This window comes from Bradyrhizobium sp. AUGA SZCCT0177 (genome assembly GCF_018130125.1).
GTDB lineage: Bacteria > Pseudomonadota > Alphaproteobacteria > Rhizobiales > Xanthobacteraceae > Bradyrhizobium.
Genome location: NZ_JAFCMA010000038.1, coordinates 1 through 12436 on the forward strand (window position 1 = coordinate 1; position 12436 = coordinate 12436).

The following is a 12436-nucleotide window of genomic DNA, read 5'->3' on the forward strand; positions in this document are numbered from 1 at the left end:
GTGCCAGGACCACACGGTTTTGCCGTACGCTTATCCACGCCGTCGTCGAGGCGTAAACCAGCGTCCACCGCAACCCGTCCAACGTCCGTGACGACGGCCGACGCCCTCTGAGAGGGACGGGATGGCGATATATATGCACCTGATTTGTCTTCTGGTAAACAGAAATATTTTTCATTTCGGGGCTTGACACTAATTCCGTAAATCGTAAGTGATTTGCCCGTCGGGTTGATTTGTCGCACGCAGACCTCAAGATTGTGCTTGCGTGTGAGGCGACGCAACTGGCGTTTCGTAGTTGGCTGGCAGCATTGGGGCGAGGCCCCGTGTTTCGAGGTTAGGCCGGTTGCGTTAGTCGCGGGCGGAGGCGAACTGCGAAGGGTCGCGTGCCAGATGCTGGCCGGCCCCCTTGCGGCCGACCAGGGTGCCATCCGCGACGACCACCTCACCACGCACCAGTGTGGTCACCGGCCAACCGGTGACGCGGAGGCCCTCATAGGGCGTGTAATCGGGGCCGTGATGCAGGATGTCCTGGCTGATCGTCACCTCACGCGTCGGATCCCAGATCGCGATATCTGCATCGGAGCCGATCGCGATCGTGCCCTTACGCGGATAGAGACCATAGGTCTTGGCATGGTTGGTCGCCGAGAGGGCAACGAACCGGTTCAGATCGATTCGTCCCTTGACCACGCCTTCCGAAAACAGAATCGGCAACCGCGTCTCGACGCCGGGAATCCCGTTCGGCACCCAGCGAAAGCTGGTGCGGCCTTTCGGGGCGAGCTTTCCGGTCGTGTCGTAACGGAACGCGCAATGGTCGGAGGAGAAAACGCTGAATATCCCTTGCTGCAATCCTTCCCAGCAGGCGACCTGGCTTGGGACATCGCGTGGCGGCGGACTGCAGACGTATTTGGTCCCCTCCATGTTGAGCCCCTCCATGTCCTTCTCGGTCAGGACGAGATATTGCGGGCAGGTTTCACCAAACACCTTGAGGCCGCGCTGCTGGGCACGACGGACTTCTTCCATCGCTTCGCGGTTGGAGACGTGGACGATCATCACGGGCACGTCGATCAGCTCGGCGAGGGCGATGGCGCGATGGGTGGCCTCGCGTTCGACGACAATCGGCCGGGATGCGCCGTGGAAATGCGGAGCGGTACGGCCGCCTCGCTCCAGGCGATCGGTGAGGAAACGGATGGCGTCGAAATTCTCGGCGTGGACCATGACCAGCGCGCCGGTCTCGCGGGCAACCGACATCACCTCGAGGATCTGGCGATCGCTGAGCGCCAGATCCTCATAGGTCATGAATACCTTGAACGAGGTGTAGCCGTCCTTGATCAGGGCCGGGAGCTCCTGGCCGAGGACCTGTTCGGTCGGGTCCGAAATGATCAGGTGGAAACTGACGTCGATGTAGCAATTGCCGTCAGCCTTGGCGTGATAGTCCCGCACCGCCTGCCGCAGGCTCTGTCCGCGTTCCTGCAGACAGAACGGCAGCACCGTGGTGTTGCCTCCGAAGGCGGCGGCGCGGGTGCCGCTTTCGAAATCGTCGGCCATGACGATGCCCGGCCCGCTCGGCTGGGAAAAGTGGACATGGCTGTCGATGCCGCCGGGCAGGACCAGCCGGCCGGTAGCATCGATGGTCTGTCCCGCATCGCCGAGGCCGTGGCCGAGTGCTGCAATCCGTCCGTCCGATATCCCGACATCGCAGGCGAAGGTGTCGGACGCCGTCGCCACTGTGCCGCCGCGGATGATGGTGTCGAATGTCATGTCGCGCTCCGGTCGGGTCGGTTTGCGGATTGCTCACCGGGGAGCGCTGCCGCGCCATGCGGCAGCACTTGCCGTCAGTTGGTGGGGCCGTCGCCGCGGATGACGAAAGTGGTGGCTTTCAGCTTGGTCATGCCGAACTTGTCGAACAGCTTGTCATAGGTGCCGTCTGTGCGGATGGCCGTCAGCGCGTCTGCCGCCGCCTGCGCCAGCAGCTTGTCGCGGAAGGCGAAGGTAATGTCGGTGCCGGCAATGTCCCTGACCCAGATCTTGGCGATGCCGCGCTGCTCGAGCGAGTTGGCGGTCTCGTTGATGTTGAGCGCAGCCTCGAGCTGTCCGGCGCGCAAGGCTGCCGAGGTCGCGGTGACGGTCGTGAACGTGCGCAACTCGATTTCCTTGAGCCCTTTGGCCACCATCGCGGCGCTGTACTCGCGCGCCTTGCGCTCGGTATAGGTCGCCGACTCGACGCCGACGACGCGGCCGGCGAGATCTTCGAACTTCTCCAGCTTCAGGCTGGATGCAGGATCGGTATAGATGCTGATCGCCTGCTGCGCGTAGGGCACGAGGTACAGCATCTTCGAGCGCTCCTCGGTCCAGAACAAACCGGTGTTGATGGCGTCGAAGCGGCCGGAGCGCAGACCCGGAATCATTGGCGGGAAATCCATCCGCAGGAACACCGGCTCGATGCAGATGCGTTTGGCGATTTCGCGCGCCAGTTCGACATTGAGCCCCTGCAGTTCGCCCTTGTCGTCGATGAACTGCTGCGGTGGCAGGGTCGGATTGATGGACATCTGCCATTTGCCGGCTTCGATCAGGCTCGATGCCGGCACTCTTGGCGTGCAGTTCTGGGCGTGAGCTGTTGGGACGAGGCCGATCAGCACGGCCAGAGCGGAGAAGATATTGAGAAGTCGCATGACGTGAACCCCTTAAGTGAAAGTGAATAGGTGAGGCGGCGTTCCCGGGTCTGGTCGTCTTTTCGTTGTCTCGTTATGACGCGTCCGGCGTGGCGGATGCGCAATCGGGCTGGCGGGTCAGGATCAGCGAGGTATGGCGGGCTTCCGTCACCACCTCGTCGCGCTGGTTGATCAGCTCGAGTGCTTCGATGACGACGCCGCGCGCGGGGTTGCGGGTCGGCCGCTTCTCGACGAAGCGGAATCGCACGCGCAAGCGGTCGCCGGCGACCACCGGCGCCTTGAAGCACACGCCGTCCCAGCCGAGCGAGGCGACTGACGTCTCTTCATAGAGTTTCAGCTCCGACTTCAGCCCTTCCATCAGTGACAGGCCATACAGCCCATGCGCGATCACTGCCGGAAAGCCGCGGGATTTCGCGTAAGCAGCGTTGACATGCAGCGGATGATGATCGCGCGTGACGTCGGCGAAGGCCGCGATATCGGCTGGCGTCACGGTGTGTGCCGCGCTCTCGAACTGCGTGCCGGATTCGATATCTTCAAAACGGAGATTGATCGGCGCGGTGGCTGTGGTTTCCATAGCGTGTTCTCAGGCGACCTTGCGCGGGCGAGCCGGCAGCTCAACGAAGCTCTGGCCGATTCCCATCGGCCCGGGCCGGAAGATGCGCGGGTCCATGTCCTTGAGGTCGGGGCTGATGCGCGGCCGGAATCCCATATGCGCCAGCACATCCTGCTCCAGGCGTACGCCCGGGGCGATCTCGGTCAGCGTCATGCCGCCATTCTCCAGCTGGAACACGGCCCGTTCGGTGACGTAGGAGACTTCCTGGCCGCGCTGCGCGGCCAGACCAGCACTGAAGCTGATCTGGCCGACCTGCGGCACGAATTTACGGAAGGCGCCGTCGCGGCGGATCGCCAGCCGCCCGTTTTCGACGGCGATGTCGAACTTGCCGCCGGTCATGGTGCCGCTGAAGATCAGCCGCTTGGCGTTCTGGGTGATGTCGATGAAGCCGCCAGAGCCGTCGCGGCGGTCGCCGAAACGGGTGACATTGACATTGCCCACCTCGTCGACTTCCGCGAACGAGAGAAAGGCGCAGGAGAGGCCACCGCCGTCGTAGAAATCGAACTGGTAGGCCTGATCGAGAATGGCGCGGGGATTGATGGCGGTGCCGAACTCTCGCGCATGGCCCGGTACGCCGCCGACCACGCCGGATTCCACGGTCAGGGTGATCAGATCCGCGATGCCTTCCTCGGCTGCGACATTGGGGATCATCGCCGAGATGCCGACGCCGAGATTGACCACGTCGCGCGGGCGCAGCTCGAAGGCGGCGCGGCGGGCGATCACCCGCCGTTCGGTGAGCGGATCGGGCACGATCATCGCGACCGGTACGCGGGTCTCGCCGCAGCGAGCAGGATCGTAGAGCGTGCCGTAGGTCTGCATCTGCCCGGGTTCGAGCACGACGTGGTCGATCAGGAAGCCGGGGATCTTGACCATCTGCGGATGGATCGAGCCGCGCTTGACGATCCGTTTCACCTGGCAGATGACAGTGCCGCCGGCATTGTGAACGGCTTGCGCGATCGAGAGATCCTCGCGCGTCGTGCCTTCGTGCTCCATGCTGACATAGCCGTCCTCGTCGGCCGAAGTGCCGCGGATGATGGCGACGTTGGGAGGCGAGGGCGCGCGGTAGAGCAGCCACGATTGGCCCTGCAGTTCGACGAGGTCGACCAGCGGCAGGGTGGTGCGTGCATTCATTCGCCCCCCGTCCTGGCGCGGGTCCATGTAGGTGTTGAGGCCGACATGGGTCAGCACGCCGGGATGCTTTGCGGCCATGGCACGGCAGAGCTGGCTCATCACGCCTTGGGGGAAGTTGTAGGCGTCGATCAACTCGTCGCGCACCAGGCGCATGAACGGCACTTGCAGCCCGAAATTGCCGCCGACCACCCGCGCGATCAGGCCTTCATGCGCGAGATGGCATAGACCCTTCTCGGTCACCGCGCCGACGCCTGTGATGTTGATCAGCGTTAGCCCGTGCGGCCCGCCGCCGCCGAGGAAACGCTGCTCCAGCGCATCGAGAACGGCTTCCGCCACGCCGGTTCCGCCATTGCCGCCGACGATCAGCGTATCGGTGTCGCGGATCAGGCTTGCGGCCTGTGCCGCGGTGATGATGCTCAGCACGGTTGCACGCTCGCCGTCATGCGGCCTCCTTCTCGACCTGGCGGGCGATGATGAGGCGCTGGATCTGGTTGGTGCCCTCATAAATCTGCGCGAGGCGCACGTCGCGGAACAGCCGTTCAATGCGGTAATCGCGTGAATAGCCGTTGCCGCCATGGATCTGCAGCGCGTTGGAGACGTGCTTCATCGCCATGTCGGTGGTGAACAGCTTGGCTTGCGCCGCTTCCTTGGCGATCGGCACGCGCGCGTCGTGCAAGCGCGCGGCGTGGTGGATCAGAAGGCGGGCGGCGGCGATGTCGGTCGCCATGTCGGCCAGCATGAACTGAATCGCCTGAAAACCGATGATCGGCTGGCCGAACTGCTTGCGGTCCTTGGCGTAGGCGGTGGCATCCTCGAACGCGGCCTGTGCCATGCCGAGTGCCATTGCCGCCATCATCAGCCGGCTGAAATTGAAGTTGCTCATGGCCATCTTGAAGGCCTGGTTCTCCGGCCCCATCACGCTGTCGGCCGGCAGGCGCACGCCGGAGAAGGTGATCTGGCAATCCTCGAGGCCGTGCATGCCAAGGAGCTCTTCATTCTTGCCGCGCGCGATGCCCGGCAATTTGCCATCGACGAGGAGGCAGGAAATGGCGCGGTGTCCGGACTCGGCGCCGGTGCGGGCGAACACCATGATGCGGTCGGCGACGCCGCCGAGTGTCACCCAGGCCTTGGTGCCGTCGAGCAGCCAGCCGTTGCCGTCGCGCACCGCTGATGTCCTGATGCCGGCGACATCGGAACCGTGGTCGGGTTCGGAGACGGCGGTGGCGGGGATAATCTCGCCGTTCAGGATTTGCGGGATCAGCGCCTTGTGCGTCTCGGTGCCGTGCTGGTCGAAAAACAGCACCGCTTCGACCGGAATGGCGAAAGCGTTGGCCACCGCGCCCGAACAACGTGCCAGCTCTTCCATGGCGATGCAGGCGGCGACCGCGTCGAGCCCTGCGCCGCCCGCGCCTTCGCGCAGGCAGATGCCGAACAGGCCGAGGTCGGCCATGCCCTTGTAAAGCGAACGGTCGAAGCGGTCGTCGCGATCGATCGCCGCGGCGCGCGGCAGGATCTCGGCCTGCGCGAAGCGACGCGCGGTGTCTCGCAGCGCTTTCTGGTCCTCGGTGTAGAAACGGTCCATGGCGTGTCGCTTCCCTCAGTCGCTGGCGAGCTTGGAATCGTGGGCGACCTCGTCCTTCTCGCGGTCGAAGAAGTACGCGGCGACATCGGCCCCCGGCACGCCATAGGCGTTGCAGACGCTTCGCGTCAGCGCAGCCGCGGCGGCACGGCGCTCGGCCTCGCTGCGGCGGAAAGCGTGCACCTTGAGCAGGATACGCTGGCCGGTGCCTTGTGATCCCATCTCTCCGGCATGGGCATAGTCGTCGGGAGCGATCGGCAGGAAATAGAGCGTGATCGTCTGCGCGTCGACGCCGAAGCTCGACATCAGGCCGTCGGTGATGGATTTGGCCAACGCGGCCTTGCTTTGAGGCGGGGCAGGCGGCGCAAGGATTTCGACATAGGGCATCGGTCAGGCCTTCGCTCTGGACGATTTGGTTGCGGAGGATTTGCGTGGGGACGGATCGAACGGGCGGCAGGAATCGCGCTTCACCAGCCGGGCGCCGACGCGATATTCGCGCACGCCATCGGCGCCGTTGCCCTTGGCGTCCATGCGGTGTAGCAGGCGGTCGACGGCGAGGTTGGCAAGGTCGCTCGCGCCGTTGTCGACGATGCTGATGGCCGGGCGATGCCACTCGAACCAGGGCGAATGCTCGTAACAGAGCAACGAGAGATCATCGGGAATCGACAGGCCACGTTCGGCGATCACGCGCAGGACGCCGAGCGTCGCTTCGTGGTTGGCGACGAAGATCGCACTAGGGGGCTCGGCGAGATCCAGCAGCTTGCGACAGGAGGCGGCGCCGGTTTCCGGCTCGAAATGGCCGGCATGGATCAACGCGTCGTCCACTTGTATCGACGCCTCGCGCAGTGCACGGACATATCCCGACAGTCGCTCCCGTCCTGACGTTGTATCTGGACGGCCGACAATGATCCCGATCCGTCTATGCCCGAGTTCGATGAGATAGCGCGTGCCCACGTATGCGCCTTCTGAATCGTCGGCGAGTACGGTCTCGAGGTCTGTCCCGTCGTCGCGGCGCACCAGGCAGACGATCGGGATTTCATTTGCCAGAGCGGTCAGGCGGGCGCCGTTCTTGCCCGTGGGCACGACGATCAGTCCATCGACGCGATGGTCGGCAAGTGTCGTCAGCGTATCGCTTTCCAGCTGCGGATCGTCGCCGGCGATGCACAGCAGCATCTGGTAACCGAGCGCCTTCAGCCGCGCCTGCACCACCTCGGCCATTACCTGGAACGACGCATTGGCGAGGTTGTGGACCAAAAGCCCCACCAGCCGCGACTGTCCGGTTTTCAGTCCGCGTGCGATCGGGTTGGGACGGTAGCCGAGCTCGCGCGCAATGCGCGTCAGGCGCTGCTGGGTACGCTCGCTCGTCAATCCGCTGCCGCCCAGCGCGCGCGATGCTGTGCTGATCGAAACGCGGGCCGCCAGTGCCACATCTTTGAGCGTGACGCTCATCAATCCTGCCGTTAGAATGGAAACGATTGCAAAACAGTATGGGCAGAAATTTGCACGTGCAAGCCTAAATTTGAGATGGGTCTTGCCCAAATCAACGCCAATACTGCAATCGTTTGCAGCAATGCGGTGGCCCGCGACAGGGGCCGCTGCTCGGGTTCACGTTGAGCAACTGGAAGTCCTCGATGAAGACATTTCGCGGCACCTACACCGTCATGATCACGCCGTTCACGCCGGGCGGCGATGTCGATGCCGAGGCGTTGCGGGACTTTGTCGATTGGCAGATCGAGCAGGGGATCCACGGGCTGATTCCGCTCGGCTCGACTGGCGAATTCCTGTCGCTCGATGACGACGAGAAAATTCTGGTGGCCGAGACGGTCATTGCCCAGGCGGCGGGTCGTGTGCCGGTGCTGATCGGGACCGGTGCGGAGGATACGCGAGAGGTGGTACGCCTCAGCCGTCGTGCCGAAAAATTGGGCGCCGATGGCGTGATGATCATTCCACCGTTCTATTCGACGCCGACCGACGACGAGCTCGTCCATCACTACAAGACCGTGGCCGATGCGATCTCGTTGCCCATCATGGTCTACAATAATCCCGCGACTGCCAATGTCGATCTCAAGCCGGCACTGGTGGCGCGGCTCGCTGAGATCGACAACTGTCTTTACATCAAGGAGTCGACGCTCGAGGTGACGCGCGTGCGCGACATCATCCGGCTGTGTGGTGACCGGATGACCGTATTCGGCGGCATCCTCGGCTTCGAATCTTTCGTGGAGGGCGCGCAGGGCTGGGTAGCGGTTGCCTCCAACGTGGCGCCCCAGGCGATGGCGCGCATCTTCAGCCTCGTCGCCGATGAAGGCAAGATCAATGCGGCGCGCAAGCTCTATCTCGATTATTTGCCGGTGATCGAATTCGTCGGCGGCCAGGCTTATGTCGCCGGCACCAAAGCGCTGCTCGGCCATATGGGCTTTTCTGTCGGCGTGCCCCGTCCGCCGCGTCTGCCATTGCCGGCCCCGCAGGACGCGGCCGCGCGGGCGTTGGTAGCGAACTTCGGCCTAGTCTGGCCAGGGGCAATGGTTTCATCAAGGCAGGTCGCCGGCTGAGGAAAGGGCGCGCATATGATCGCAGTAGCTCGTCACAGGCACAGCGCGGTTCCACGGCGCGAGCGATCATGAGTGATCGGATGAAGAAACCCGATCTGCGCGGCGTCACGGTCGCCACCGTGCTGCCATTCAACGACGACCTGACGATCGACTGGGAAGGCTACGCCCGGCTGCTCGATTATTGCGCCTGCCCGGATGGCATCGCGGCCGTCTTTGTCAACGGGCATGCGGGCGAGGGCGCCTCGCTGTCGGACGAAGAGCGCCAGGCGGTGATCGCGCGAACCCGAACCCATATCGGCGAGAAGCCGCTGCTTGCCGGCATCATTGCGCACTCGACCGCCGACGTCATCAGCCAGGCTCGGCTCGCCGAGGCCGCCGGTGCGGATTGCGCGGTCTTGTTCCCGCCTGCCGCGCTCGGCGGCGGTGCATCCGCCACGTCGCGCGCGCCGGTTAGCTTCGTGCGGTCGGTCAGCGAGGCAATCGCAATCCCGGTGTCTATCTTCCAGTATCCGATGGCGTCCGGTTTTGGTTATTCGCCGCAGACGCTCGCCGAAATGGCGGCCATCGACCGCGTGATCGCCGTCAAGGAAGGCAGCGATACGATGCTCGCCTATGACGAGAACCGGCGGGCCGTGAAAAAAGCCGATCCGGAGGTCGCGGTCTTGCCTTCGAATTACAACTGGTTCCTGCCGCAGCTCGCTGTCGGTGGCGACGGCATCCTGTCCGGGCTCGTCAGCCTGGCGCCGCATCTGTTTATCGAACTCTGGCAGGCGTCGGTCGCCGACGACCTCAAGGCGATGCGCGCCGTGAACGAGCGCCTCTATCCGATCGTCAAGGCGATTTACGGTCCAGCACCGATCGTTGACATGCATACGCGCATGAAAGTGGGCCTTAAAGAACTCGGCCTGATCCGCAACGCAGATCCGCGGCCACCGCTGTTGCCGGTTCTGCCCGGACTTTACGACGACATCGCAACGACGCTCGGCGCCGCGCGCCGCGCCTGCGACATTCGCCCGACTTGAGGATGCCATCATGTCCGACGAAGCCTTCATCGATATCGTAGCTCCCGACGGCGGCACAAAATTTGCTGCCGAACGGTATCTGATCGGAAAGCCATCCGCCTTCGAAGCCGGCAGCTGGCAGATGAACTGGCTCAGCCAGCCGATCGATCAGGCGCTTGCAATCGTCGGCCCCGGTCCGGCCTGACACATGGAGACGAGCCGATGACCCATTTCAATCTGGCGGCCAGCGTCGACTACTTTTTCAATTTCTTTCTGATGAAGGGCGTGCTCGTCACCATCGGCTTGACGGTTGCCGGAGTCGTTGGCGGGCTCATTCTGGGGATGGGCATAGCGCTGATGCGCATGTCATCCAACCCTGTGCTCAGCGGCTTCGCCCGATTCTACATCTGGTTCTTTCGCGGCACGCCGCTCCTGATCCAGCTCGTGGTGATCTACAGCGGCTTGCCGCAACTGGGTATCAAATTCGACGTGATCACCTGCGCCCTGGTCGGATTGATCCTCAATGAAGCCGCATATCTTGCTGAAATCGTTCGCAGCGGTTTCATGGCGGTGTCGGCCGGGCAACGGGAGGCCGCCTGGGCTCTAAGTCTGTCGAGATGGGTAACGTTCCGGCGCATTACGCTTCCGCAAGCGTTTCGACTGATGATCCCGCCGCTCGGCAACTCCATCAATTCGCTCCTGAAGGCGACGTCGCTCGCCTCTGTCATCTCGGTCGAGGAAATCATGCGCCGAAGCGACATGCTGATGCAGGAGCATTTTCAGATTCTCGAAGTCTATGCGGCCGCCACGGCCTATTACTTGATCCTCACCTCGGTCTGGGATGTGGCTCAGCGCCGCCTTGAAAAGCACTTTGGCCGTTCGAGCGCGACAAGATCGCGAAGATCCAACGCAACAGCGCCGCCGACGCAAGCCGGCCTCGAGGCCAGAGCATGATTGTGTCGAGGGGAGGTTGTTGTTGCGAGGAACGAAGCTCCGGTCGCGAGGAGCAGCTCCGCTTCGCTCGCCACTTAAGGAAACGCATCGATGGCAACCGATATTGACGATGTACAGGGGCAGCCCCGCAAAGGCGAGGTGGCCGCGGTTCGGATGGAGGCGGTCTACAAGTACTACGGCGAATTTACAGCCTTGAACGAGATCGATCTCAAGGTGGCCAGTGGCGAGAAGATCGTGATCTGCGGCCCGTCCGGTTCGGGGAAATCGACCCTGATCCGGTGCATCAATCATATCGAAAAGCACGACCAGGGGCTGATCTACGTCAACGGCACCGAGCTGGATGATCAGCGCAAGAACATCGACGCCATCCGGAGGGACACCGGAATGGTGTTCCAGAGCTTCAACCTGTTCCCGCACATGACGACCCTGGAAAACTGCATCCTGGCGCCGATGACGGTGAACGGCATGACGAAGCAAGAGGCGAAGGACATCGCCATGCACTTCCTGACCAAGGTTCGGATCCCCGAGCAAGCCGAAAAGTTTCCGGGGCAGTTGTCGGGCGGACAGCAGCAGCGCGTCGCCATCGCGCGCGCGCTCTGCATGCGGCCGAAGATCATGCTGTTCGACGAGCCGACGTCGGCGCTTGATCCGGAAATGGTCAAGGAAGTACTGGAAACGATGAAGAAGCTGGCGGAAGAGGGCATGACCATGCTCTGCGTCACCCACGAGATGGGCTTCGCCCGCGAGGTCGCGGACCGGATCGTATTCATGAATGAGGGAAAGATCGTCGAGCAAGCGGCTCCGGAAAACTTCTTCAATCATCCGGCGTCCGAGCGGGCGAGGACATTCCTCGAGCAGATCCTTCATTAGTTCGTAGCTCTCGCGCTTGAACGAGAGAGACCAATCGGCACCGAGTGAAGACGAAGCCAGACGACCTGGCGAGCAAACACGAGATGCAGCTGCGCGCAAGGCCAGAGCGGCGCGATTCATTCCGGGCAAGGGCCGCGCAGCCCAGGCATCAACTGATGCGGGGCGCGTTACAGTCGGATTGCCGATCGTTTGCGATCACCGAGCACCAGTCATGTCGGCGGCTCCGGGCAAAGCTTCGCTAACGCACCTTCTCTTCGGCGATGGTCTGCCGACCCAGAATTGTCGAAGACGATTTTCGTGATCGAGTCGGTCTGCAGTCAAAGAGTCTGGAGAAACCGCCGCCCCATCGCCACTGTGCCCTCCGCATAGCCGTTTCCCAGCAGACGTGCCGGCTCGGTTTCCGGGTGCGATGCGATCCAGGCCGTCAGCAGCATACGCCTCAGCATCACAAAGGTAAGCATCGCCTCATCCTCTTTCGATACTGGTGCCACGTTCTGATATCCCTCAAGCCACGTATTCTGCAGATCGGTGATGATCGGTTCGTGCTCCATGAAGCTCACGGCCGCCGCGACTGGGTATGCACGGAGGAGCCGGAAGCAATCGGTCCAATTCCGCGCGCCGAGCCATCCTGATTGACGTGAACGAGCAGATCGATTCCGATTCGGAGAATGGTTTCGTCGCGAAACGTAATCATATCGCGAAATTTCAAGGTGTATCAACGTGCAAGAGCGGGAACGGAAGCTTGGCCGGATGGAACGCCTTGATCGCCAGATGCAGCATGACGCTTGAATCTTTGCCGATCGAGTACAGCATCACTGGCTTTCCGAACCCGGCAATGACTTCGCGCATGATCTCAATTGATTCCGCCAAAGGCCTCGTCTGGCTCGGCGGCAATCTCGACAGGTCCGGTTATTCTTTCCACTTTAGAAAGCTTCAGAACTAGCGAGCGTGTTGTCGAAGTCCCGGATAGGTCGCGCGTCAGTCAACCCAAGCGAGAATTGCAAAGAAAATCAGGGGCGATCCATGGATCAAGAGCCGGTCGCGGTTTCGATGGTGCTCGCTTTGCAACGCTC

13 protein-coding genes and 1 pseudogene are annotated in these 12436 nt (G+C 62.6%); 5 read left to right on the forward strand and 9 right to left on the reverse strand.

The genetic code is table 11. The features are described 5' to 3' along the window. Positions 1 to 345: 345 nt before the first annotated feature. The 7 genes from hydA to JQ597_RS31975 form a co-directional block, all read right to left on the reverse strand. The gene (gene hydA / locus JQ597_RS31945) at positions 346 to 1755 is read right to left on the reverse strand and encodes a dihydropyrimidinase (RefSeq protein ID WP_212269410.1); all 1410 of its coding nucleotides are present in this window, start codon (positions 1753 to 1755) and stop codon (positions 346 to 348) included. A gap of 74 nt (positions 1756 to 1829) precedes the next feature. Beyond that, the gene (locus tag JQ597_RS31950; protein ID WP_212269411.1) at positions 1830 to 2666 is read right to left on the reverse strand and encodes a transporter substrate-binding domain-containing protein; all 837 of its coding nucleotides are present in this window, start codon (positions 2664 to 2666) and stop codon (positions 1830 to 1832) included. 73 nt (positions 2667 to 2739) lie between these two features. Beyond that, positions 2740 to 3240: a MaoC family dehydratase gene (locus JQ597_RS31955; protein WP_212269412.1), complete on the reverse strand. Its 501-nt coding sequence runs from the start codon at positions 3238 to 3240 to the stop codon at positions 2740 to 2742. 9 nt (positions 3241 to 3249) lie between these two features. Next, a complete protein-coding gene (locus JQ597_RS31960; protein ID WP_212269413.1) occupies positions 3250 to 4833 on the reverse strand; it encodes an acyl CoA:acetate/3-ketoacid CoA transferase in 1584 nt (527 codons plus the stop codon). Between the two features lie 16 nt (positions 4834 to 4849). Beyond that, on the reverse strand, positions 4850 to 5992 hold the full coding sequence (locus JQ597_RS31965; RefSeq protein WP_212269414.1) for an acyl-CoA dehydrogenase family protein: 1143 nt from the start codon (positions 5990 to 5992) through the stop codon (positions 4850 to 4852). 15 nt (positions 5993 to 6007) lie between these two features. After that, positions 6008 to 6376 carry a tautomerase family protein gene (locus JQ597_RS31970; RefSeq protein ID WP_212269415.1) on the reverse strand — a complete coding sequence of 123 codons (369 nt, stop codon included), beginning with the start codon at positions 6374 to 6376 and terminating at the stop codon, positions 6008 to 6010. A gap of 3 nt (positions 6377 to 6379) precedes the next feature. Beyond that, positions 6380 to 7438, reverse strand: a complete 1059-nt coding sequence (locus JQ597_RS31975) for a LacI family DNA-binding transcriptional regulator (RefSeq protein ID WP_212269416.1) — start codon at positions 7436 to 7438, stop codon at positions 6380 to 6382. A 182-nt stretch (positions 7439 to 7620) separates the two neighbouring features. Here JQ597_RS31975 and JQ597_RS31980 point away from each other — a divergent pair, with 182 nt between their 5' ends. From JQ597_RS31980 to JQ597_RS32000, 5 genes are all read left to right on the forward strand, one after another. Next, the gene (locus JQ597_RS31980) at positions 7621 to 8538 is read left to right on the forward strand and encodes a dihydrodipicolinate synthase family protein (RefSeq protein WP_212269417.1); all 918 of its coding nucleotides are present in this window, start codon (positions 7621 to 7623) and stop codon (positions 8536 to 8538) included. A gap of 80 nt (positions 8539 to 8618) precedes the next feature. Further along, entirely contained in the window at positions 8619 to 9560 is a 942-nt protein-coding gene (locus tag JQ597_RS31985; protein ID WP_249148373.1) for a dihydrodipicolinate synthase family protein, read from the forward strand. Between the two features lie 10 nt (positions 9561 to 9570). Beyond that, a complete protein-coding gene (locus JQ597_RS31990; RefSeq protein WP_212269419.1) occupies positions 9571 to 9744 on the forward strand; it encodes a hypothetical protein in 174 nt (57 codons plus the stop codon). A gap of 17 nt (positions 9745 to 9761) precedes the next feature. Further along, the gene (locus JQ597_RS31995; protein WP_212269420.1) at positions 9762 to 10493 is read left to right on the forward strand and encodes an amino acid ABC transporter permease; all 732 of its coding nucleotides are present in this window, start codon (positions 9762 to 9764) and stop codon (positions 10491 to 10493) included. Positions 10494 to 10583: 90 nt separating this feature from the next. Next, positions 10584 to 11363 (forward strand): amino acid ABC transporter ATP-binding protein, encoded by a 780-nt coding sequence (locus JQ597_RS32000; RefSeq protein ID WP_212269421.1) that lies wholly within the window; start codon positions 10584 to 10586, stop codon positions 11361 to 11363. A 317-nt stretch (positions 11364 to 11680) separates the two neighbouring features. On the opposite strand, the gene JQ597_RS32005 is transcribed toward JQ597_RS32000, so the two are convergent. Both JQ597_RS32005 and JQ597_RS32010 read right to left on the reverse strand, forming a co-directional pair. Then, a complete protein-coding gene (locus JQ597_RS32005; protein WP_212269422.1) occupies positions 11681 to 11923 on the reverse strand; it encodes an aminoglycoside phosphotransferase/kinase family protein in 243 nt (80 codons plus the stop codon). 14 nt (positions 11924 to 11937) lie between these two features. Continuing rightward, positions 11938 to 12212: pseudogene (locus JQ597_RS32010) on the reverse strand (phosphoadenosine phosphosulfate reductase domain-containing protein); the annotation flags it as partial. Positions 12213 to 12436 lie beyond the last annotated feature (224 nt).